This window comes from Chloroflexus islandicus (assembly GCF_001650695.1).
Classification (GTDB): Bacteria; Chloroflexota; Chloroflexia; order Chloroflexales; family Chloroflexaceae; genus Chloroflexus; species Chloroflexus islandicus.
This window is the reverse complement of sequence record NZ_LWQS01000114.1, coordinates 85674-108118: the sequence shown is the minus strand read 5'-3', so window position 1 is coordinate 108118 and position 22445 is coordinate 85674. Positions and strand designations below refer to the sequence as shown.

Sequence of the window (22445 nt, the reverse complement as noted above, 5' to 3'; positions counted from 1 at the left end):
GCGCTGACCTGCATTGCCAACATCGATGATCGCGCTCAACGCCGCTGCCACTCATCGCGAGCTCGGGGGCCACGGCCCCCGTCTCATCCATATCGCGCCCGCCAATGGCTTTCCGCCAGAGGCGTATGTCCCCCTCGCCGCCGGTTTGGCGCCGTTTGGGCGCATCCTCGGCTACCGGCCACGTCCGTTGCGTGTCGATGGTGATGCGCAACCGGGGGGGACATGGCGCGATCTGGCGGCGGATCTGATCGCCGATCTACAGGCAGTCGCTCACGAGCCGGTGATCGGGATCGGCCATTCGCTTGGCGGGATTTTAACCCTCTACGCTGCGGTTGAACGGCCTGAGCTGTTTCGGGCGGTGGCGCTGATTGATCCGGTCTTCTTTCGCCGTCGCCTACAGGTGCTGATTTGGCTGCTGCGCCAAGCCGGGCAGGGCTACCGCTTCCCGCTAGCCCAAGGTGCGCTGCGCCGCCGCGACCATTTCGCCAGCATCGACGAGGCTCGCCAGCGTTGGCAAGGGCGCGGCGTGTTCGCCGATTTTACCCCTGCCGCGCTCGAAGGTTATCTCAGCGGTGGCTTGAAGCCGCACGGCAACGGCTACACGCTGGCGTGGCCGAAACTGTGGGAATCGCACATCTTCGCCTCATCGCCGCTCGACGCATGGCGCGACTTGCGTCGTTTGCAACGCCCGCTCTTGATCATTCGCGGCACGCGCTCCGAGCTGATCACCGATTCGGTCTGGCGCCGTTTCCGCCGGGTCGCGCCCCACGCCACCTTGGCTGAGGTCGAGGCCGGCCACATGTTGCCGATGGAAAAGCCGGATGAGGTAGCCGCAATCATCGCGCGCTGGATGCAGGGGATCGGATGATAGGGATTACCCCGCCGCCTCGTCGGGCTGCACCCCGCGAATCGCCAACCACAAACAAACGACGGCAATCATCACTGCAATGACCGAATAAACTAACCAAGTTCCCGGCACGGTCAAGTTGCCGGCTGATGACGGCACTTCCCAAAGCCACGGGTTTCCGCCCGTCTCAAGCGCGCCGGCGGTGATGCCGAGCGCAATGAACGGGTGCAGGCAGAGAAACGTGCCCATGGTATAGACGTAGAGCGGGGTGGGTTGGCCGTCAAAGGCATCTATCAGCAACGAAATCACAAAAAACAGAAACGGCACCAGCAACAGAATCGCGATCACCGTCCCTTGCGCCATGACCGTCGCCCCCAACGTTGAGCGCATGACGGTTGACCAAAACAACCCGATTGCGGCGTAACTCACCGCTGTCACTAGTAGCCCCACCACCCCAATCAGCACCTCTTGAGCGGTGACGCCGCCGAAGATCAGGGCTAGCCCAGCGATCGGCAGCGAGGCCATGATCAACAGCAGGGCAAAGGCAATCGCCGACACCAGCTTGCCGGTCACAATCTGCACCGGCGACAAGAGCGACGCTAGCAAGAGATCGTAGGTCTGCCGCTCTTTCTCGCCGACGATGGCGCCAGCGGTAAGCGACGGCGAGAGAAAGCAAACCTGCACAAGGGCTGCTGTCATCACGGTAAAGAAGATCGCTTTACCGATCGAACGCGCGGTATTCGGGTCATTCATGCTGGCCGAATTGGCGAAAACGGCGTAGATCAGCAGCGTGATCGCGCCGATGATGGTCAAATAGCCAGTCAAAATCAGCCACGCATTGCGCCCGCGAATCCGGCCAAACAGTTCGCGGGTCAGCACTGGGTTGGCAAGCAGGTCACGCATTGGCACTCCTTTGCGGTACGGCATGGAAACAGTTGCGCTTGCTTATATTATCCGATATCAAGGATAGCTCGCGCTGGGCACTCTCGCGATGACCGGGTGCGGCAGTTTCACTGCCGCACTCCATATTGGCGCATACCTATCACTGCCCGCAGTGTACCCGATCGCGAGTATAAGAGCGCAATGGCTCCCTTGCAGATGTGGCTCGCGCTTGAGCGGGAGATTGCTTCGGGCGCGGTGCGCTCTCGCAATGACAGTGTTTCTATTGGCGCATCGCCCTCACTGGCCGCAGTGTACCCGTCGAGGGTATAAGAGCGCAATGGCTCCCTTGCAGATGTGGCTCGCGCTTGAGCGGGAGATTGCTTCGGGCGCGGTGCGCCCTCGCAATGACAGTGTTTCTATTGGCGCATACCTAATCACTGGCCGCAGTTGACCCGATCGAGCAGCGAGGTGACGGCGTATATCGCGCGCATGGTTGGCGCCGGGACGCCGGTCAGATCGGCGAGTTCGACCACTGCCCCCAGCAAGGCATCGATCTCGGTCGGACGTTTGGCCTCGATATCTTGCAGCATCGAGGTCTTGTGCGCGCCGATCTCTTCGGCCATGCGGATGCGGCGCTCGATCGAGACCGGAAACCGCACCCCTAGCGTCTCAGCGACTTGTTGCGCCTCGGCCATCATCGTCGCCGCGAGTGCGTAGGTGCCCTGATCGGCGATGATCCGGTCGAGGGTGGCGCGGGTCAGGGCGCTAATCGGGTTGAACGAGAGATTACCCCACAGCTTGAGCCAAATCTCGTTGCGAATATCGGTTTTCACCGGTGCGCGCAAACCAACCGACTCGAGCAACTTGCTTAGCCGCAGTGTCCGCTCGCTCCGGCTGCCGTCGGGTTCGCCGAGCGTGAACCGGTTGCCTTCCAGATGCCGGATTACGCCGGGCCGCTCGATCGCCGCCGCGGGGTAGACGACACAGCCGATCACCCGCTCGATTTCGGTATTAGCCGCGATCACGCCACCGGGATCGACCGCCTCGATTTGGCGGCCTTCGTAGGGGCCGCCGTGGCGGAAGAAATACCACCACGGAATGCCGTTCTGGGCATAGACCACCGCCGTATCCGGGCCATAGAGCGCGCGCATCGGCGCGGCCAGCGCCGGCAATGATTGGGCTTTGACCGCCACGATGACCATATCGTGCGCGCCAGCGGCAGCCATATCGGCGGTGGCCAACGCTGGACGCACCACCTCTTGGCGGCCATCGCGGTATTCAATGGTTAACCCGTTGGCTTCGATCGCGGCCAAGTGCGCGCCGCGGGCAATCAAGGTCACGTCGGCGCCAGCCTGTATCAACTTCGCGCCAAGCCAGCCCCCGATCGCGCCGGCCCCGACAATGCAGATGCGCATAGCAATCCTCGCTGTGATGAACAATGGTATCTCATTTAGTTATCTGTTGCCCCCACCCCCAACCCCGCTGGGGGAGGGGCAAGGAAGGAAGGGGCACGAGCACGCTGGTACCCCTTCCTAAAAACCCTTTGCGCGCTTTGCGTTCTCTGCGCCTTTGCGTTTAAATTCTTCGCGCTCTTTGCGGAGCCGGACAGCCGTCCGGCTCTCCGGCGCCTTTGCGTTTCCCCCACCCCCAACCTCTCCCCCGCTGGGGGAGGGGCAAGGAAGGAAGGGGCACGAGCACGCTGGTACCCCTTCCTAAAAACCCTTTGCGCGCTTTGCGTTCTCTGCGCCTTTGCGTTTAAATTCTTCGCGCTCTTTGCGCCCTCTGCGCCTTTGCGTTTAGCATCCCTGCGCCTTTGCCCTCTCTGCGCCTCTACAGTTACAGTTTGCGCAGATACACCCGCTCAAGCTCGTGGCGCGGCCCTTTGACCAAAATCAGATCGGCGCTCCAGCGCGTTGGCTCGATGTTCTGTTTGAGGTTCACATAGTTGATCTCGCGCCAGATCCGGCGCGCGGTTGCAATCGCCTCAGCCTCGCTCAGCTCGGCGTAGCGACGGAAATACGATGACGGATCGCGGAACGCCGTCTTGCGCAGTTGCAAAAAGCGCTCGATGTACCACTGTTCGAGATCCCGCTCGTCGGCGTCAACATAAATCGCAAAATCAAAAAAATCCGACACGTAGAGCTGCGGTTCGCGCCGGGTATTGGCGCCGCGCTGCAACACATTCAGCCCTTCGACAATCAACACATCGGGGTGATCAACCACCTGAAACTGATCCGGCACAATATCGTACGTCAAGTGCGAATAAACCGGCGCGCTCACCGGGCCATACCCCGACTTGATATCAGCGATGAATTGCAACAGCCGGCGTCGATCATAACTTTCCGGGAAGCCTTTGCGGTGCATGATGCCCCGCTCTTGCAGCACCCGGTTCGGGTAGAGAAAGCCGTCAGTGGTCACCAGATCCACCTTGAGCTGGCCGGGGCCACGCGCCAACAGTGCCTGCAAAATACGCGCCGTGCTGCTCTTGCCCACTGCTACGCTACCGGCAATGCCGATCACGTAAGGCACCCGGGCCGTTGCCGAACCAAGAAACGCGCTCGTCGCCTGATACAGCCGGCAAGCGTTTTCGTAATAGAGCTGCAACAAGCGCACCAGCGGCAGGTAGATGTCGGCGACATCTTCCATCGAGACGCTATCGGTCAAGCTCACCAGTGAATCCAACTCGTCGGCGCTCAACGGCAAAGGTGTGCCATTCCGCAATGCCGACCATTCCGACCGCGAAAAACTCACGTAGGGCGAGAGACGCCGTTCGAGTTCAAGCTTGGGGATCATGCCGCTTCCTGTGTGTCAACGCCGGAGGTGGTGGCCGGCAGCGTCATTGCGACGATGAGCAGACAATGCGTTGTAACTTGCCAATAACACTATCATACCGCAATTTTGGTGCGGATTGTAAAGCTTTTCACAGGCGGGTTGCTAGCGGCAGGCGGTTCATCTCTCTATGGAGTGCGGCAGTGAAACTGCCGCACTCCATAGCAATACCTTGCCTCCGCCAATCCCAGCGTCTTGGCCATCGTAATCCGTTGTAGCTTGCCGGTCGCGCCGCTCAGTAACGCGCTGAGGGTGTCGGATTGCGAGTGTCAGATCGTTGATCTCCCGGTGGAATGCGGCAGTCTCCTGCCGCAATTCCATAGCAACACCTTGTCTACGCCAACCCCAGCGTCTTGGCCATCGTGATCCGTTGCAACTTGCCGGTCGCGCCCCGTGGCAACGCGCTCAGGATATGGATCGCGCGCGGCACTTTGAAATCGGCCAACCATTGGGCGCAGTGATCGCGCAGTTCGCGTTCGCTGGCCTGCATCCCCTCGCGCAAGACCACTGCGGCATGCACTTCTTCGCCTAAGGTCGGGTGGGGCGCCGCAAAGGCCAGCGCCTCGGCGACCGCCGGGTGGCGCAGCAGCACATCGTCAATCTCAAGCGGTGAAATCTTCTCGCCGCCGCGATTGATCAGCTCCTTGATCCGGCCGGTCAAGCACAGATAACCATCGTCATCGAGATAGCCTTGATCGCCGGTACGGAACCAGCCATGCACAAACGCCGCCGCGTTGGCTTCGGGGTTGTTCTCGTAGCCGTCAACCACGTTCGGCCCGCGCACCACCACCTCACCCTTCACCCCTGCCGGCAACAAATTGCCGTTTTCGTCCATGATGCCGACTTCCACCCCAAAACCGATCCCGACCGAGCCGGGTTTGTGCTGGCCGGGTGGCAGCGGGTTCGAGGTCATCTGGTGCGAGGCTTCGGTCATCCCGTAGCTCTCGATTACCGGTGCGCCAAACACTGTCTCCATCCGCTCCATGACCACCGGCGGCAGCGGTGCGCTCGACGAACGGATGAAGCGAAACGGGTTGGCGGCGATGATCGCGGCATTGCGCTCGGCGCGGGCCAGCAGCACCTGATGCATCGTCGGCACTGCCGAATACCACGTTGGCCGCGCTTGTTCAACCCAGCTCCAGAACTTGAGACCGTCGAAACCGGGAGGGCAGATGACCGCGCCGCCAGCCGCCAGTTGGCTGAGCAATGAGGCGACAATGCCGTGAATGTGGAACAGCGGCATCACGCAGAGCGAGCGGTCGGCAGGGCTGAGCTGGTAGGTGGCGATGATGTTGGCGGTCGAAGCGACCAAATTGCGATGGCGGATCGGCACCCGCTTGGGCCGGCTGGTCGTGCCGCTGGTGTGCAGGATCATCGCCACATCATCGGCTGCGGCCCAGCCATCGCGGCGCGGCGGGCCGGTCTCGCCAGCGGCGCTAAATGCCAAGCGGCCATCGGCGTCGAGCGTCGCCTCGATTAACAGCATCCCCGGACGCAACGCGGCCCGTGCTTCGTCGCCTTCGCCGGGAGCCACGATCAGCGCGCGGGCATTGGTGTCTTCGTAGTAGAAGGCAAACTCGTCGCGGCGGTACTTGGGGTTGAGCGGCGCAGCGGTGGCTGCCGTCGCCGCGGCGAGAAAGGCCATCGCCATCGCCGGGCCATTGCCGAGCGCGATCGCGATCCGGTCTCCCCGTCCCAAGCCGTGGGCTTGCAACCATTCGGCCAACTGGCCGACCTGCGCGCGCAGATCGGCAAATGTCCACACCGGCCCTCCCGGCGCGATCAAGGCCGGATCGCGCTCGGCGCCGGCGTGCAAGAGATCAAACAGCGTCGCTCTGCGTGTCGTCATAGCACGGCATTCCCTCTATCGCAATGCACTCTACTTGTTACCACCCAACCGCCAAGCCATCGCAACGCGGCTCGGTGCCGGCAACGTAGCAGCCGCTCGGCAAGCGCCAAATCACCTGCCCGCGGCCAAAGCCGCCCAACTCGCTTTCGACCGCCACCTGATGGCCGCGGGCCGCCAGCCCCTCGATCACGTGGCGCGGCGTTTCGAGTTCGAGCCGCAGCGTCCCGTCACGTTCCCAGCGCCAGCGCGGCGCATCGAGCGCCGCTTGCGGGTGCAGACCGTAATCGAGCGTATTGACGATCACTTGCGTATGGCCTTGCGGCTGCATATGCGCCCCCATCACGCCAAAGGGGCCGATCGGCGCGCCGTCTTTGCTGAGAAAGCCGGGAATGATGGTATGGAAAGGGCGCTTGCCCGGCGCCACGTGATTGGGATGGCTGGGATCGACCACAAACCCGCAGCCGCGGTTGTGCAACGCGATGCCATATTCAGGCACCACCACCCCCGACCCAAAACCCATGTAGGTCGATTGGATCATGCTCACCATCATACCATCACGGTCAGCCGTCGCAAAATAGACCGTGCCGCCTTTGGGCAACGCCGCCGGGCCATAGTCTTGGGCCCGTGCGCCGATCAGCCGGCTGCGCGCCGCCAGCCGGTCGCGGTCGAGCATCTGGGCAACCGGCACCGGCGCTTTGGCCGGATCGGCTACATAGGCAAAGGCATCGGCAAAAGCTAACTTCATCGCCTCAACCTGCCAATGAAAGGCGTCTGCCGACTCGCGGGGGAACCGGGCCAGATCAACGTGGTCAAGGATGCCGAGCGCCATCAACGCCGCAATCCCCTGCCCGTTCGGCGGGATCTCGTGAACGGTATAGCCGCGATACTGCATCGTGATCGGCGTCACCCACTCTGAACGATGGGTCGCCAAATCCTCGGCCCGCAGCAAACCGCCGGTAGCGCGGGCAAAGCGGTCAATCGCGGCGGCAATTTCCCCATGGTAAAACACATCAGCGCCATGACGGGCAATCAAGCGCAGAGTACGGGCATGGCCGGGGCTCACGAACCGCTCGCCGGGGCGTGGGGCGCGGCCATCGAGGCTAAAGGTGGGCAGAAAACCGGCGAACTCTGGGCCGGTGCGGGCATGGGCCGCCGCCACCCCCCGCGCCCAAAAATAGGCCACCATCGGCGGCGCCGGCGCACCCTCTTCGGCATACGCAATCGCTGGCGCCAGTACCTGCGCCAGCGGCAAGCGGCCAAACCGCTCGTGCATATCGCCCCACAACCGCACCACTCCCGGCACCGTCACCGGCCACCAACCATGCACCGGCATCTCGGCATGGCCAGCAGCGGCCAGCGCCTCGGCGGTCAAGGCGGCTGGCGCCGCGCCCGATCCATTAATGCCATGCAAGGTATTGCCGGCCCAGATCAGGGCAAAGCCATCGCCCCCCAACCCATTCGAGGTCGGTTCGAGCACCGTCAATGCCGCCGCCGTCGCAATCGCCGCATCAACCGCATTGCCGCCGGCTTGCAACACCTGCATCCCGGCCTGCGACGCCAGCGGGTGGCTGCTCGCCACCACGCCGCGCTCGGCCACGACCGGCACCCGCCGTCCGGGGTAGGGGAAATGGTGCAGGTTGAGATCCATGAATACAGCTCCTTCACATCACTGAGTCGCTATGGGTGAGATATTTGATTATACAATGAATCGTACATTCAAATGACGCAGCTTGACATTGCCGCCCGCGAGTGTTATCCTACATAACAAAGACATAATGTGCGTTACGATCGCGGATGATCGGCTCAGTGGTTGGATGCGGCCTGGCGTTGCACGCCGGGCGTTTTTGATCAACTACTTCGATCGCTATCAAGGTCGTATCATCAGTGATTATTTTGCTGTCGCCGGGCAAGCCGATTACGAACCTGCTTTCGCTTGAACTTGCCCGAAATGCTATTGAACGACGGTGGTGACATACCATCCGATGAATGCGATATACTGGCATTGCCGTCTCGGAGCTGCGCTGCTATCCGCACGTAATCTGGCCAGCCATGCGACAGATTGGCGGCACATAGCCTGCCTGAACAGGAGCGGCTACTATGGATGATGTAACTGCTACCGCTCATCCGGTTGAATTGATTGCCGATATGCCAGACGGTCCGGCGATGAGTGACGAACTTCCCCCTCTTGCCTCTGAATTGTTGAAGCACAAAGTCATGTTCACCATCGTCGAGCAGCAGCAGCGGCGTGGCTGCCAATCCTCGCTCGAGACGGTGCAAGATGCGTTCATCCATGCCTATTTCTCGCCCTCGGTCGAAGCCCTCATTGCCCGCCACCGCGAATATCTTCCCTCTGCCGATTTTGATCTGATTCGCCGCGCGTATGCGCTCGCTGCGGTTGCCCACGAAGGCCAGCGCCGCCAGTCAGGCCAACCCTACCTTGATCACCCGATTGAGGTTGCCCTGATTTTGCTCGATTTGAGCCTCGATACCGAATCGATCGCCGCGGCGCTGCTGCATGATGTGGTCGAAGATACCGGCGTGCCGATCGAGGTGATTGAGCGGTTCTTCGGCAAGCAAGTCGCTAATCTCGTTGATGGCGTGACCAAGCTCTCAGGGTACGAGAACAAGAGCAAAGAAGAGGTGCAGGCCGGTACCTACCGCAAACTGATTATCGCCTCGGCTGATGATCCGCGGGTGGTGTTGATCAAGCTGGCTGACCGCCTGCACAACATGCGCACCATTCACGCCACTCCGCCGCACAAACAGCAGCGCGTCGCGCGCGAGACGCTCGATATCTACGCACCGCTGGCCCACCGCCTCGGTATGTGGCAGATGAAGTCGGAACTCGAGGATCTCGCGTTTAAGACCCTCCACCCCGATCGCTACAAAGAGATTGCCCAAGGTCTGGCGATGCGGAAAGAAGCGCGCGACCGCATCGTTCAGCGCGTGATTGCCCAGTTGAAAGAGGCGCTGGCCCGCGAAGGCATCAAGGCCGAAGTGACTGGCCGCTCGAAGCATATCTATTCGATCTGGCGCAAGATGGAGCGCAAAGGGGTGCCGTTAGAGCGGATCTATGACCAGCTCGCGGTGCGGATTATTGTTGATGATCCTAACAACGAAGTGGGGGAATGTTACCGGGCGCTCGGCGTTGTCCATAGCAAGATGAACTGGACGCCGGTGACGCAAGAGTTCGATGATTACATTGCCGCCCCCAAAGAGAGTTCGTACCGCTCGATCCACACCACGGTCATTCTGCCCGAAGGCGTTCACTGCGAAGTGCAGATCCGCTCGCGGAAGATGCACGAAGAGGCCGAGCACGGCATTGCCGCTCACTGGCGTTACAAAGAAGGCTTCAACACCCGCAGCGACAAAGACTACGAGAACAAGATTCGCTGGTTACGCGAGCTGATTACATGGCGCAACGAGACGACCGACAGCGAATTTGTTGATATGCTGCGCGCTGAGTTTGAAGAGCGCGTCTTTGTTTTTACGCCCAAAGGCAAGATTATCGACCTGCCCGAAGGCTCGACGCCAATCGATTTCGCGTACCGCATCCACTCAGAGGTGGGGCATAATTGTATTGGCGCGAAAGTCAACGATCGCATGGTGCAGCTTACCTACGAGCTACGCAACGGCGAGATTGTCGAGATTCTGACCTCGAAGACGCCGCGCGGCCCTAGCCGTGACTGGCTGCGGATTGTTAAGACGCCTTCGGCCAAAAACCATATCAAACGCTACTTCCGCCGGCTCGAGCGCGAAGAGAATATCGCCGCCGGGCGCGAGATGCTTGAGAAAGAACTACGGCGCGTCGGTCTCACCCACGTGAGCTTTGAGAAGCTGGTTGAGCTGGCTGGACCCTCGGTACGCTCGGTAGAGGATCTCTTCTATCAGATCGGGGTTGATGATATCAACGAGCGCAAGCTGGTTGAGAAATTACTTGATAGTCAAGCGCCTCCCGCACCTGCGCCGGCGCCTGCACCCAGTCCCAGCCAACCAATGGCGCAGGTAAGCGCGAGCGGTGAGATTTATCTTGCCGGTACTGGCAAAATCCCATCGCGCATCGCTCGGTGTTGTAATCCGATCTTTGGCGAACCGATCGTAGGTTTTACCACTCGTGGTCGTGGTGTGACCGTCCATCGGGCCGATTGCCGTACCCTCCAACATCTGAGTGAAGCCGAACGAGACCGCCTCATGCCGGTGTGTTGGGGCAACGGTGCGGTGACAAACCAGACCTTCCCGGTGCCGTTACGGATTGAAGCGTGGGATCGGGTTGGTCTTTGGCGCGATATTTCCAATGTGATCGCAGAGGCCGGCATTAATATCACCGAAGTCAATCATGGCAAACCACGCGCCAATGGCCGGATGGTGTTGAATGTCACCGTCTCGCTCCAGTCAATGGCCCAGCTCTCGCCGTTAATCGAGAAGATCAACCGTATTCCCGATGTGCTTGATGTCTATCGCAAGACCTAGCCAAGCAACAATTGGAGATGATCGACGCGATCCGTGCTGACCTGCTCCAATGGTTTACCAACGATGCCCGCGACCTGCCATGGCGACGCACCCGCGATCCGTATGCGATCATGGTCGCCGAAGTGATGCTTCAGCAGACGCAGGTTGATCGGGTGATCCCGAAGTATCAGGCGTTTTTAGCTGCCTTTCCTACCATAGAAGCTCTGGCTGCCGCGCCAACTGCCGAGGTGATCCGGTTGTGGGCCGGGCTTGGCTACAACCGGCGCGCCGTCAATTTGCAACGAGCGGCGCAGGCGATTGTCACCCGCCACGGCGGGCGGGTGCCGGACTCGGTCGCCGCCTTGCGCGCGTTGCCCGGCATTGGCCCCTATACCGCTGGCGCGATCGCCTGTTTCGCCTTCGAGCAAGATGTCGCCTTTCTCGATACGAACATCCGGCGCGTGGTGCGCCGGCTTTGCGTTGGCCCTGACCACGCAGCAGCGGCGACCGAGGCCGAATTGCTGGCCCATGCCGAGGCGTTGATCCCGCCGGGGCAAGGCTGGGTGTGGAATCAGGCGATCATGGAGCTAGGCGCGCTGATTTGTACTGCCACTAACCCAGCGTGCTGGCGCTGCCCGTTGCGCCGGCATTGCCGCGCTTATGCTGCTGCGGTCGCCGCTGATACCGCTCTGGCTGAAACGATGGCTGCCCCTGCGCTCAAGCGCGTTGCCGAGCCGCGCCCGGCTGAACCGTTCGTCGGCTCGCGCCGCTGGTACCGGGGCCGGATTATCGCCGCGCTGCGCGCTTTGCCTGCCGATACAGCGTTACCCCTATCCGAACTAGGCCGGCAAGTGCGGCCTGATTTCACGGCTGACCATGCAGAATGGCTGCAACAGCTAGTGCGTGATCTCGCCCGTGATGGGTTGTTAGTGATTACGGAACAAGGCGTGCGCTTGCCCGCTTAACCTCAGTATAGGCCGTTAAGCGTTCGGCAAGCGCATCTTGTTCACAGCCAATAAAGAACGAGCTGTGTACATTTCTAGATGTATATGCCAATCTGGTCTTTGCCCTCGTTTAGTACGACAAAAGGTATAAAATGTCTTTAGAGACCGGCGATAGACGCAGGCAGCCTGCCAGCCGATAGCTGTCGTGCTGTTTCACTAGTGCCTCCTTTTTGGACAGGCAACGGCGCGCTACAAGGAGACGCCTTCATGCATACCATTCCGTCGCCCGTGCGCGGATCGCTGATCGGATTGTGGAGCGCTGCTATCCTAGTGGGGGCGATATCTTGGCTCTTAGCGCCGGCTACCCCGCTCGATGCGGGCACGTGGCTGGCTGCGATCCTCTTTGCGCTCGGTCTAACCATCTTTGAAGCCTTGACCATTGTGCGCCAGCATGATCGTCCACTTGCCGTAACGCTCGTCTTGCTCATTGCCGCGATGATCATCTTGCCGTGGCCGCTGTTTCTGCTTGCGGTTGCTATTGGCGCGGTGGCCGGCGCATTAGCGCGCGCGGCGCCATGGTGGCAGGCGCTCTCGTTGGCTGCGACGCGCTGGATCGCCTTAACCGCCGGCAGCGTGGTGTTGATGATCTTTGTCCAACAGCACACCTATGGCGCAACCATTGCTTCGCCATCGGCGCTTATTGGGTTGATCGGCAGCGGGTTGGTTATCTATCTGATCGAACGGGTGGCCAGCGCGAGTTTGATCGCGCCGATGATGGGGGAACCCTTGCCGGCGGCGCTGCACTGGCGTCTCGACGATGCGAGTTGGTATGCGCTCATCTTTGCCCCGCTGGGTGGGATGCTGGCTATTCTCTGGCAGCAGGAGGTGTGGGCCTTTGCCCTAGGCATCGCCCCGCTAGCAATGGTGCAGATTAGTTTGCGCCGCCAGCACAAACTCGAAGAGGCGTTAAGCATCGCTGATGCCCAACTGCGCACAGCCAACGCCCGGCTGTTATCCCTCTCACGCCAAAGCGAACATCTGCAAAGTCTGGTTGTCTCATTAATGGCGAGCCGTGATGTGCCAACGATGCTCAATCTGCTCGGCGAACGGTTAAGTGCGCTGATGGAAGCGGATAGCGCATGGGTGACGCTGTACGACGAGCATGGCAATCTGCAATTGGTTGCGTCGCACCATTTGCCGGCGCCGACCGAAGGTGTGGGGCCGCAACCCATTCCGTTGCCCCGTGACTACGATCTCGCCCTCGAACGACGGCGCGTCACGCTCTTTACCGACCGGCACGTGCAGACGCTGGCGCCAGTGGCTGCCTTGACCGAACACTCACCTTGGCAAGCGATCATTCTCTTGCCGCTGTTGGATGAGCAGCAACCGCTTGGCGCCGTCTGCCTAGCGTTTGAGCAGGTACGCGGCCTCAAAGAAGATGAGCAACGCCTCTTGGCCGCCTTTGCCCGCCACGCTGCCGCCGTGATTCAAAACGCGCGCCTCTTTCGCCGCTGGCAAGAAATGCAGATCGAGTTGGGCCGGTCAGCGAAGCTGGCTGCCGTTGGTACATTCGCTGCCAGTATTGCGCACGAATTTAACAACCTGCTCTCTGGGATGCTCGGCTATGCCCAATTAGGGTTAGCCGACGACGAGGTTGAAACGAAAAATGAGGCCCTAAAGGTGGTGCTCGATACTTGCAAGCGCGGGAGCAGCATTACCGGCAGTCTGCTGACCTTCGCCCGCCGGCGTGAATCACGGCGTGAGCTGTCGGATTTGCGTGAGGTGATTGATGGTACGCTCACCTTGATGGAGATTGAATTACGCAAACACAGCATTCAGGTGGTGCGCCAGATCGAGGTGGTGCCCCTGACGATCTGTGATGCCGGCCAGATCGCGCAGGTCTTCCTCAATCTGCTCACCAATGCTCGTGATGCGATGAAACCGCAGGGTGGCGTGTTGACTGTCACTCTGAAACCAGAACAAGGCTGGATTGTGTTGCAAGTTGAGGATACTGGCTGTGGCATTCCCGAAGCCATCCGTCGCCAGATCTTTCAGCCGTTTGTTACGACGAAAAATGCTACCGGCAACCAGTCGGGCACTGGTTTAGGGTTGGCAGTGTCGTATGGGATTATCCAAAATCACAACGGTCGCTTCGAGGTTGAGAGCGAGGTGGGTAAGGGAACGACGATGACCATCCGCTTGCCGATTGTGCAGGAAGAGCCAGCCGAGGCGGCGCCGGCGCCGATCCCTTCACTGCATCTGCTCGTTATCGATGATGATGAAGCGGCGGCGCGCGGATTAATTGAGTTGTTGGAAAGAGCCGGCCACCGTGTCACCTATTGCGCTCACAGCGCCGAGGCGGTCGCTATCTATACCGCTAACCAGTTTGATATGGTGCTGAGTGATGTGGTGATGCCTGAACTCGATGGGATCACGTTGCTCAATGTCTTGCGTTCTTACGATCCGGTCGCTAGTGTCATTCTCTTTACCGGCCATATTGAGCCGGATCAGGTAGCCGCAATGGCGGCGAGCGGCGCGTATGCGGTGCTCCGCAAGCCGTTTGCCGCCGATGAGCTGATGGCTGCCGTCCAAGCCGCCTACCACGACCGTGAACGCACCCGCCGCACCCTCGCCGGCATCACCGAACCGGCCTCGCTGCGGTGAAACGAGGGTAACGCCGAGGCGCAAAGCGAGCAAAGCCGCAGAGGTTTTAACGCAAAGACGCAAGAGAACGCAAAGGAAGCAGAGGGGGGAATGCTCCTCACCCTCGGCACACTTGACGTCCTCTGCGGTACACTATTCACCCCTCCCCCAGCGGGGGAGGGGTTGGGGGTGGGGGCCAATTCCCCCAGCAGGGAAGGGGTTGGGGGTGGGGGCCAATTCCCCCAGCGGGGGCCGGGGATGGGGGTGAGGGTCAGCAGCCCGCGCAGCGGGCTTCGTAAGCCTAGCCCGGCCCTTCAGGGCCGGGTGCTGGACAGATGTTCTGTCCGCCCTTGAACCCGCCGTGAGGTGGGAGCGGATCGGTGGGAGAGGGCTAACCCGAAGCCGCAGTGGAGTAGCCACAACAAGAAGCAAAAACCACAACGATTGTTTGTGCTGCTTGTGTCTTTTGGTGGCTATTCCGCCCCCCTCCCCCAGCGGGAGAGGGGCTGGGGGTGAGGGTCAGCAGCCCGCGCAGCGGGCTTCGTAAGCCTAGCCCGGCCCTTCAGGGCCGGGTACCAGACAGATGTTCTGTCCGCCCTTGAACCCGCTGTGAGGTGGGTGAGGGCTAACCCGAAGCAGCAGTGGAGTAGCCACAACAAGACGCAAAAACCACAACGATTGTTTGTGCTGCTTGTGTCTTTTGGTGGCTATTCCGCCCCCCTCTCCCGCGCCAGCGGGAGAGGGGCTGGGGGTGGGGCCAATTCCCCCAGCGGGGCAGGGGCAAGGGGTGGGGACAATTCCCCCCCAGCGGAGATGGGGGCCAATAATACTGACCGCAGAGGCGCAGAGAAAGTAGGGATCACTCCGCGCCCTCGGCGGTACCAGTCCCCCACCAGCCTCAGTCAGCGATCAGCCGCGCTCGCTGGAAACGGCGCATCGCTGCACCGATCAACACACTGTTGAGCACCGCCAATACCGCGATTGCAACCAGCACTGCCTGCGTCACATTCCAGCCGGAAACTATATTCCACAGCCGTTCTTGCCACGCTGCCGGCAATGCCTGTAGGCCAAACGTGGGTATGAAGATCAGCGCCATGATGGCGATGCTCAACACCTGCGTGGCTTGCTGCACGCTTTTTGCCCGCAGCGACACCAAGACTCCTGCGCCGGCAGCGAGACCGCCGCTAAGCAATGAGATACCGATCACGCCTAACGCTACCGCTGGCGGGTAGAAGAGCAAGCGTCCTTCGCCGTGAAAGAGGTTGATCGTGACCAGCCCTACCAGTAGGCTTGCCCATGTCAGCCCGACCCCATACGCTAACGCGGCCAGCAGTTTGCCGAATAAAATCGCCTGATCGGGCAGCCGGCTGGCGAGCAAGGTTTCTAGTGTGTGCCGTTCACGTTCGCCGGCGAATGAATCGGCCACGACCGCGTTGACCAGAAAGAGCGGCACCCAGCTCCAGTAAACGAGCGTGATTGGTGACTCGACCCACGATCTTCCCATTTGCCACGGCAATAAGATACCGAATGAGAACATCATGAAGAGCAGGCCAAACTTGCCGACCCGATCGCCGAGGTTGAACGCCTCTTGCAACTCTTTGCGCATGACCGTCCAGATGTCAGTGAGCATGGGCTTCCTCCTCTTCCATCAAGGTCAGGAAGACCTCTTCGAGGCTGGCGTTGCTGCGATGGACTTCTTCGACCTGCCCGCCGTGTTCGACCACAAGCTTCACCAGCGGCGCCGGATCGCTCGCGGCAGCGAGTTCGATGAGCAGGCGCGCGCCGTTGGCCTCCACTCGCTTCACAGCCGGTTGGGATTGGAGGGCCGTCACGACGTGCGGTGTGAAGGCGCGCCCGATCATTTCAAGGTGTAGCGCCTCGTGGCGGCGCAGCTCGGCAAGACTGCCTTGCGCCAAGAGCCGGCCCTGCCGGATAATCCCGACCCGATGGCAGAGCTTCTCAGCTTCGGCCAGATTGTGCGTGGTGAGGAAGACCGTCACCCCTTCCCGTTCAACCAGTGTGCGCAGATCGTCGCGGAGCGAGGCGGCGGCAATGGGGTCAAGGCCGGCGGTCGGTTCGTCGAGAAAGATAAGTTGGGGCCGGTGCAAGAGCGCGCGCGCAATCGCCAGCTTCTGCTTCATACCGCGGCTCCACGTCTTGACCTGTTCGTTGCGCCGTTCCCACAACCCCAGCGATGCCAGCAATTCGTGAATGCGTTGGTTGCGTTCGGCTGCCGGCATCCGCCAAATGCGCCCATAGTAATCAAGGTTGTCAGCGGCGCTCAGGCGTTCGTACAAGCCAGCGTGCTCAAGCAGCGCACCGGTGCGCTCGCGCACCTCGGCAGCTCGTTGCGGCACCGGCACGCCCAACACCTCGATCTGGCCGGCGTCGGGTTGCAATAAACCCAGTAACAGCCGGATCGTGGTCGTCTTGCCCGATCCGTTCGGGCCCAAAAAGCCGAAAATCTCACCCTGCCGGACTTCAAGCGTCAACTGGTCAACTGCTCGCACCGGGCCAAAGGTGCGGGTCAGTTGCTGGGTGCGGATGGCGAAAGTGTTCATCACGCGCCTCCGATCGGCTAGCTGCTCACCGGCCGCTACTCCCTACCCCGCTGGCGCTGGCGTCATAGCTGGCCGCTCATTATCATCGCCGGTGGCGGCCACCAGATGGTGCAAACTGCGCCGGTAGTGCTGAAACGCTTCCCTCCCGGTCTCGGTCAACGAACAGAGGGTCAATGGCAACTTGCCGCGATAGGTCTTCTCGATCTGCACGTAGCCGGCCTGTTCGAGCTTGGCGAGATGCACCGACAAATTCCCCTTGCTGAGGCCGGTCTCGCGTTGCAAGAAGAGAAAATCGGCGCTCTCAACGGTATAGAGCAGCGCCACGATCATCAGGCGCGCCGGCTCGTGGATAAGACGATCAAGGCTGGCCAATTGGTGCATCTGGAGTTTCATCGTTATGCCTCGATCTGGGTGTGTTGGAGATAGTGGTAGAGCGTGACACTGCCGGCAATCAGCATCCATACGCCTGCCGCTGCGATCACCAGACTCGCGCCGAGAAAACCGTCAATTGGCATCCAGTACATGAGGAGGCCAAGCGCCGCCACAAACGCAGCTAAGGCGTAGAAGCGCCGCATGCCGAGATACGCGCCGAGATAGCCCAAACCGGCGGCCAAGGTAAAACCGGTCAGCGCCGGCATCATTGCCGCCGCAAGCTGGGCATTAAAGGTAAGGTTGGCCAAGGCAATGCCTACCCCGATTCCTGCCAACCCGCCGAGTGCGCGTTGCCATCGTGGCGGTTGGTGATAGGCGACATAGCCGGTGCGCGGGTAGGTGATGCGCATCTTGAGCGCGTGAAGGATCCTTCTGCCCAACAGGATCAGCGGGAGCAGTACGAGCGGCAGCAAGAGATTGGCCCAGCCGGCGATGTTGGCCGGCGCAACCAGTGGCGCAAGCTGGGCCAAGCCGGTGAACAGAAAGATGCTGCCGATCAGCAGTTCCGGCAAACCGTCGATCATCCAGTAGCGCCGGGTGCGCTGGCTAAGATCAGGAACCGGGTTCATTGTTATACCTTTTGTAAACCAGTCTATGTCGTAAACCTGTTTTTAGTATAGGATGCCAGAATGAGCTTGTCAAGTGGTTATGGTGTTAGGAGGGAGACAGCAGCTCCCTCTCGCTCATTGTCAGACGCGCAAGAGAGCCGGGGAGGTGAGAGCTGCTGCAAGGCGCAAAGCGCGCAAAGCCGCAGAGGTTTTAACGCAAAGACGCAGGAGAACGCCAAGAACGCAGGGGAATGCTCCTCACCCTCTGCGCCCTCGGCGTTCTCTGCGGTACACTATTCACCCCTCCCCCAGCGGGGGAGGGGCAAGGGGTGGGGGCAATTCCCCCCAGCGGGGGAGGGGCAAGGGGTGGGGGCTAATCCCCCAGCGGGGGAGGGGGCTGGGGGTGATGGCCATCAGCCCGCGCAGCGGGCTTCGTAACCATAGCCCGGCTCTTCAGGGCCGGGTTCCCTGTTCGCTCTTGAATTCTCACCCGCTAGGCGAGGGAGTCGCACACCTCTCTAGGCAGCAGCAACCATATCTCAAGGCGCATAGCTTGCTTTCTTGCCAATATCAAACAAATGTTCTATAATGATAATACCTAGCAAGGAGGTGTCGATGCCGCCTGTAGTTGTCGTCGAGCCGGATCTGCAGCAAAAACTGGCTATCCTCAGCCAAGAAGCCACCGATGAGATCGCCGATCCGCCGCTGACCGCGAGTGTCCGGCAAGGGATCACGCATGCCACCGGTTTTCTCTACGACGCGCAACGGTCGGGTGGCGGTTCGATCCGGCTCTTCAAGGTGCTGCAAACCAATGCATGCCGGTTTAGTTGCCCGTACTGTTTTACCTCCTGCGCTATGCGCCGCCGCCGCACCACCTTCAAACCCGGCGAACTGGCGACAGTGTTTGTCCATCTACACCAGCAGCGGCGAGCTGAAGGCTTATTTCTCTCGTCGGGGATTGTGCCTGATGCCGGCGCCACGATGGAGCGGATGCTGGCCACGGTCGAGCAGTTGCGCTTGCGCGAGGGGTTTCGCGGTTATATCCACCTCAAGCTGATTCCGGGTGCGCAGTTTGAGTATATCGAGCGAGCGGTGGCATTGGCCGATCGGGTGAGCCTCAATCTCGAAGCGCCGAATCAAGACCGGTTGCGTGTGTTAGCCCCCGAAAAGGAGTTTGCCGAGGCAATGTGGCAACGGTTGGCGTGGGCGCGGCAAGTGATCGAGCAGCGGCGCGCTGCCGGCTTACCGGCGGCCCGCTCGATCACTACCCAATTCGTGGTCGGCGCCGCTGGCGAAAGCGATGCTGAGTTGCTCTATACTGTCGCATACGCTCAGCAGACGATCCAGCTCGGTCGCAGCTACTTCAGCGCTTTTCACCCCATCGAACGATCTCCGTTTAGTGATCTGCCCGCTGAGGATCCCATCCGCGCCGCCCGCCTCTATCAGGCTGAGGCAATGCTGCGCGAGTATGGCTTTACCGTAGCTGAGCTGCCGTTTGACGAGCGGGGTCATCTGCCGCGCGATTGTACACCCAAACAGGCTTGGGCAGCGCGCTATCTGCATGAACCGGTTGAAGTGAATACCGCCTCGCGCCAGCAACTGCTGCGTGTGCCCGGCATTGGCCCGCGCAGCGCTGCTCGCATCCTCACTGCTCGCCGCCAGCAGCGCTTGCGCGATCTCGGCGATTTGCGCCGGTTTGGCGTGAATATCAATTGGGCGGCGCCGTTTGTGTTGCTCGATGGTCGCGCCGCCGCTCGCCAATTGCCGTTGTGGCCGTTGCCGTAGGAGCGTTGCTCTGCCTTACCCCTACGGCGACGGCATTGCACCGCAATGTGGCTACCGCGCTCGAATTGTGATTTCGTCGAAGCGCACGATGATCCCGCTCTCATCGAAACTGGTCACCGCCAACCCAACCTCGCCCCGGGTAAAGGTCGGATCGCGCGTCTGCTCGAGCCGGCGGTCGTTGACGTACAGCGTAATCTCGTCGCCGCGCAGCTCAACCCGCATACGGTTGTTTTCCGGGTTGATGGCCTCGTGCTGCGTCCAGTCGATGATCGTCACCCACTGGTTGTCTTCCAGCAGTTCGAGCGCGTAGTAACCGTCGTTCGAGACGCTAAACAGGTAGAAGTTGTCTTCGTCTTGATAGCGAAAGATCAATCCGGCGGCGCCACCCGGACTATTGGCTGGGATTGAATAACTTGTCTCGATCACGACATTGCGATAACTGCCGTCAACCAATGCCCACACCAGCAGCTCCGGTTCCTTGACTTCGATAACGTAGTCTCCCTGCTCGTAAGCGTAGCGCGCGCTGCTGTCTTCACTCGCGCCTAAGTTGCTGTCCGCTGGGTTCTCGAAATCATCGCGGAAGACAATTTCGCCGCCAATCACGGAACCTACTGCGCCGCCGCCGCCCGTCGAAGGCTCTATGACAACCGGGGTCGATGTAGTGGTCACGTTGTTGATGTTAAACGAGGACAGTGAGATCACGATAAAGACGCATGCGCCAATAAAGATGAGCAGCAGCAAGCTGATACCGCCAATCAGTAACCAGACGAGCTTGTTGTTCGGAGGGGTGGCTTGGATCTCGGCGCTCGCTGGCATGTGGTACGGCGGAGAACTGCTGGCCGGTATCCCATACGATGGCGGTGGCGGTATAAATGGATCGGGTGGACTGCCGGCGCTTTGGGCGGGCGGGATGACCGGTGGGGTCGGCGGCGCAGCGGGGCGTTCCGGTGGGATGACAGTAGTCGGTGGCGCAGCGGGGCGTTCCGGTGGGATGATGGTCGTCGGCGGCGCAGCGGGGCGTTCCGGTGGGATGATGGTCGTCGGCGGCGCAGCGGCGGGACGGTCGGGCGGGATGATGGTGGTCGGCGGCGCAGCAGCAGGCTGGTCAGGCGGGATGATGGTGGTCGGCGGCGCAGCAGCAGGCTGGTCAGGCGGGATGATGGTGGTCGGCGGCGCGACCTTTTCTGGCACGCGCGCACCGCATTCCGGGCAAAAACGATCGTCCGCCGTTAGTTTGTGGCCGCATTGCGGGCAAAAAGATGGTCGTTGCGGTTCGCTCATATCTTCTCCTGATCAGTGCGTGACCTCTCGGTGTCAATAGATGGCCGGGAGCGTGGGCTGCCGGCTTGCCGGCGTAGGGCCTAGGAGTGCGGGCTGCCGCCCTGCGGTATGCCACCCTCGTGCATAGACGCACCAGCCGCAGCCAGCAGTGCATATCGTTCACTCATTGGCCAATATCTCACCCAACGCGGCAATACAAGCGCGATTTTCGTCGTCGGTGCCGAACGAAATCCGGATCCAACCCGGCAAACCCCAGCCACTGAGCGGTGTCACCAACACTCCACGTTGGGCCAACGCCGCCGCCAGCGCCTGATCGTCAGGCACTGCCACAGCCACAAAGTTCGTCTCGCCGGGAATGACGGTTAACCCTAATGCCCGCAAACCCTCGCTCAGCACCGTGCGGCTGTGCGCAGCGTGGGCCAACGATCGGGCGAGATGGTCGGTATCGTCAAGTGCAGCCAGACCGGCAATCTGCGCTAGCGCATTGACGTTGAAGACTGGCCGTGCCCGCTCTAGATAAGCGATCAGGTCGGGTGCGCCAAAGGCATATCCAAGCCGTAGGCCGGCTAAGCCGTGGATCTTGGCAAAGGTGCGCAACAACAGCAGATTATCGTGTCCGGCCCGGATGAGCGGCAGCAGATCGGGGAAATCGGGCCGGGTGACAAACTCGATATAGGCTTCATCAACCACCACCAGCACCTCATCCGGTACCTGATCGAGGAACGCCAGCAGTTCCGCCTCTCCGACCGTCGTGCCGGTGGGATTGTTGGGATTGCAGACGAAGACGAGCCGGGTGTTCGGCGTGATTGCCGTGGCCATGGCCGGCAAGTCATGAGTCATATCGCGCAGCGGAATCTGGCGTGCAATCGCACCCTGCGCCTGTATTCGCCGCGCATAGCTGATGAAGGAGCCTTGCGCCAGCACCGCTTCATCGCCTTCACCCAGCATGGCATGGCAGATCAACAGAATTAATTCGTCAGAGCCATTGCCCAGCATGACGCTTTCCGGAGCAAGGTTGGCGCGTGCGGCCAGTGCATGTTTGAGCGCCGCCCCGCCGGCATCAGGGTAGCGATGGAGTTCGGCCAACGCTGTTTGCACCGCCGCCACTGCCCGCGGTGATGGCCCTAGCGGGTTTTCGTTGGCCGCCATGCGGATCGGTGGCGGCCCTGCCGGCCCAAGTCGGGGCGGCGGCGCCGGTGAGAGTGCTTGGAGAAACGGCTTCTTTCGGATCGGCACAGGCAAGACTCCGGGTCATTGCAAATCTGTCGGATGGTTAATGATAAGCCGGTGTGTATGATGCTCTTCGTTGTATTGCGAGGGCGCGCAATGCCCGTAGCAATCTCTGGTCGGGGCGGGAAACTCCTGCTGTTCGCTGCCGTGCCGGCGCGAGCCACC

16 protein-coding genes are annotated in these 22445 nt (G+C 60.9%); 5 read left to right on the top strand and 11 right to left on the bottom strand.

Going from position 1 to position 22445, the window contains the following annotated elements; genetic code table 11:
* Positions 1–13: 13 nt before the first annotated feature.
* On the top strand, positions 14–868 hold the full coding sequence (locus tag A6A03_RS19210; RefSeq protein WP_245669065.1) for an alpha/beta fold hydrolase: 855 nt from the start codon (positions 14–16) through the stop codon (positions 866–868).
* Positions 869–874: 6 nt separating this feature from the next.
* Here A6A03_RS19210 and A6A03_RS19205 read toward each other — a convergent pair whose 3' ends face one another.
* The 5 genes from A6A03_RS19205 to A6A03_RS19180 form a co-directional block, all read right to left on the bottom strand.
* A complete protein-coding gene (locus A6A03_RS19205) occupies positions 875–1750 on the bottom strand; it encodes an ABC transporter permease (protein WP_066791481.1) in 876 nt (291 codons plus the stop codon).
* A gap of 413 nt (positions 1751–2163) precedes the next feature.
* A complete protein-coding gene (locus A6A03_RS19200; RefSeq protein WP_066791475.1) occupies positions 2164–3144 on the bottom strand; it encodes a 2-dehydropantoate 2-reductase in 981 nt (326 codons plus the stop codon).
* Between the two features lie 421 nt (positions 3145–3565).
* Positions 3566–4522, bottom strand: coding sequence for a type I pantothenate kinase (coaA, locus tag A6A03_RS19195; protein WP_066791474.1), 957 nt, complete (start codon positions 4520–4522; stop codon positions 3566–3568).
* 370 nt (positions 4523–4892) lie between these two features.
* Entirely contained in the window at positions 4893–6407 is a 1515-nt protein-coding gene (locus tag A6A03_RS19185; RefSeq protein WP_066791472.1) for an acyl--CoA ligase, read from the bottom strand.
* 37 nt (positions 6408–6444) lie between these two features.
* A complete protein-coding gene (locus tag A6A03_RS19180) occupies positions 6445–8055 on the bottom strand; it encodes a gamma-glutamyltransferase family protein (protein WP_066791471.1) in 1611 nt (536 codons plus the stop codon).
* 449 nt (positions 8056–8504) lie between these two features.
* Here A6A03_RS19180 and A6A03_RS19175 point away from each other — a divergent pair, with 449 nt between their 5' ends.
* From A6A03_RS19175 to A6A03_RS19165, 3 genes are all read left to right on the top strand, one after another.
* Positions 8505–10877, top strand: a complete 2373-nt coding sequence (locus A6A03_RS19175) for a RelA/SpoT family protein (protein ID WP_066791464.1) — start codon at positions 8505–8507, stop codon at positions 10875–10877.
* 17 nt (positions 10878–10894) lie between these two features.
* A complete protein-coding gene (locus A6A03_RS19170) occupies positions 10895–11821 on the top strand; it encodes an A/G-specific adenine glycosylase (RefSeq protein ID WP_066791462.1) in 927 nt (308 codons plus the stop codon).
* Between the two features lie 246 nt (positions 11822–12067).
* Positions 12068–14464 (top strand): hybrid sensor histidine kinase/response regulator, encoded by a 2397-nt coding sequence (locus A6A03_RS19165; protein ID WP_066791460.1) that lies wholly within the window; start codon positions 12068–12070, stop codon positions 14462–14464.
* Positions 14465–15341: 877 nt separating this feature from the next.
* Here A6A03_RS19165 and A6A03_RS19160 read toward each other — a convergent pair.
* The 4 genes from A6A03_RS19160 to A6A03_RS19145 are packed head-to-tail and all read right to left on the bottom strand — an operon-like array spanning position 15342 to position 18005.
* Entirely contained in the window at positions 15342–16073 is a 732-nt protein-coding gene (locus tag A6A03_RS19160; RefSeq protein WP_066791455.1) for an ABC transporter permease subunit, read from the bottom strand.
* Positions 16063–17004 (bottom strand): ABC transporter ATP-binding protein, encoded by a 942-nt coding sequence (locus A6A03_RS19155; protein WP_066791454.1) that lies wholly within the window; start codon positions 17002–17004, stop codon positions 16063–16065. The genes A6A03_RS19160 and A6A03_RS19155 overlap by 11 nt, the downstream gene beginning before the upstream one ends.
* A gap of 42 nt (positions 17005–17046) precedes the next feature.
* Positions 17047–17397: a winged helix-turn-helix domain-containing protein gene (locus tag A6A03_RS19150; RefSeq protein WP_066791453.1), complete on the bottom strand. Its 351-nt coding sequence runs from the start codon at positions 17395–17397 to the stop codon at positions 17047–17049.
* 2 nt (positions 17398–17399) lie between these two features.
* Positions 17400–18005 (bottom strand): hypothetical protein, encoded by a 606-nt coding sequence (locus A6A03_RS19145; protein ID WP_066791452.1) that lies wholly within the window; start codon positions 18003–18005, stop codon positions 17400–17402.
* Positions 18006–18599: 594 nt separating this feature from the next.
* Here A6A03_RS19145 and A6A03_RS19140 point away from each other — a divergent pair.
* The gene (locus tag A6A03_RS19140; RefSeq protein ID WP_066791451.1) at positions 18600–19769 is read left to right on the top strand and encodes a radical SAM protein; all 1170 of its coding nucleotides are present in this window, start codon (positions 18600–18602) and stop codon (positions 19767–19769) included.
* A 51-nt stretch (positions 19770–19820) separates the two neighbouring features.
* Here the strand turns inward: A6A03_RS19140 and A6A03_RS19135 are convergent, their stop codons facing one another.
* Complete coding sequence (locus A6A03_RS19135; RefSeq protein ID WP_066791450.1) at positions 19821–21050, bottom strand: zinc-ribbon domain-containing protein; 1230 nt, start codon at positions 21048–21050, stop codon at positions 19821–19823.
* A 159-nt stretch (positions 21051–21209) separates the two neighbouring features.
* A complete protein-coding gene (hisC, locus tag A6A03_RS19130) occupies positions 21210–22286 on the bottom strand; it encodes a histidinol-phosphate transaminase (RefSeq protein ID WP_066791449.1) in 1077 nt (358 codons plus the stop codon).
* Positions 22287–22445: the final 159 nt, after the last annotated feature.

What these genes read in the sequence shown, in the direction of transcription:
- A6A03_RS19205 (WP_066791481.1), bottom strand. Translation starts at nt 1,750, where the DNA reads ATGCGTGACCTGCTTGCCAACCCAGTGCTGACCCGCGAACTGTTTGGC.
- A6A03_RS19200 (WP_066791475.1), bottom strand. Translation starts at nt 3,144, where the DNA reads ATGCGCATCTGCATTGTCGGGGCCGGCGCGATCGGGGGCTGGCTTGGC.
- coaA (WP_066791474.1), bottom strand. Translation starts at nt 4,522, where the DNA reads ATGATCCCCAAGCTTGAACTCGAACGGCGTCTCTCGCCCTACGTGAGT.
- A6A03_RS19185 (WP_066791472.1), bottom strand. Translation starts at nt 6,407, where the DNA reads ATGACGACACGCAGAGCGACGCTGTTTGATCTCTTGCACGCCGGCGCC.
- A6A03_RS19180 (WP_066791471.1), bottom strand. Translation starts at nt 8,055, where the DNA reads ATGGATCTCAACCTGCACCATTTCCCCTACCCCGGACGGCGGGTGCCG.
- A6A03_RS19175 (WP_066791464.1), top strand. Translation starts at nt 8,505, where the DNA reads ATGGATGATGTAACTGCTACCGCTCATCCGGTTGAATTGATTGCCGAT.
- A6A03_RS19170 (WP_066791462.1), top strand. Translation starts at nt 10,895, where the DNA reads ATGATCGACGCGATCCGTGCTGACCTGCTCCAATGGTTTACCAACGAT.
- A6A03_RS19165 (WP_066791460.1), top strand. Translation starts at nt 12,068, where the DNA reads ATGCATACCATTCCGTCGCCCGTGCGCGGATCGCTGATCGGATTGTGG.
- A6A03_RS19160 (WP_066791455.1), bottom strand. Translation starts at nt 16,073, where the DNA reads ATGCTCACTGACATCTGGACGGTCATGCGCAAAGAGTTGCAAGAGGCG.
- A6A03_RS19155 (WP_066791454.1), bottom strand. Translation starts at nt 17,004, where the DNA reads ATGAACACTTTCGCCATCCGCACCCAGCAACTGACCCGCACCTTTGGC.
- A6A03_RS19150 (WP_066791453.1), bottom strand. Translation starts at nt 17,397, where the DNA reads ATGAAACTCCAGATGCACCAATTGGCCAGCCTTGATCGTCTTATCCAC.
- A6A03_RS19145 (WP_066791452.1), bottom strand. Translation starts at nt 18,005, where the DNA reads ATGAACCCGGTTCCTGATCTTAGCCAGCGCACCCGGCGCTACTGGATG.
- A6A03_RS19140 (WP_066791451.1), top strand. Translation starts at nt 18,600, where the DNA reads ATGCCGCCTGTAGTTGTCGTCGAGCCGGATCTGCAGCAAAAACTGGCT.
- A6A03_RS19135 (WP_066791450.1), bottom strand. Translation starts at nt 21,050, where the DNA reads ATGAGCGAACCGCAACGACCATCTTTTTGCCCGCAATGCGGCCACAAA.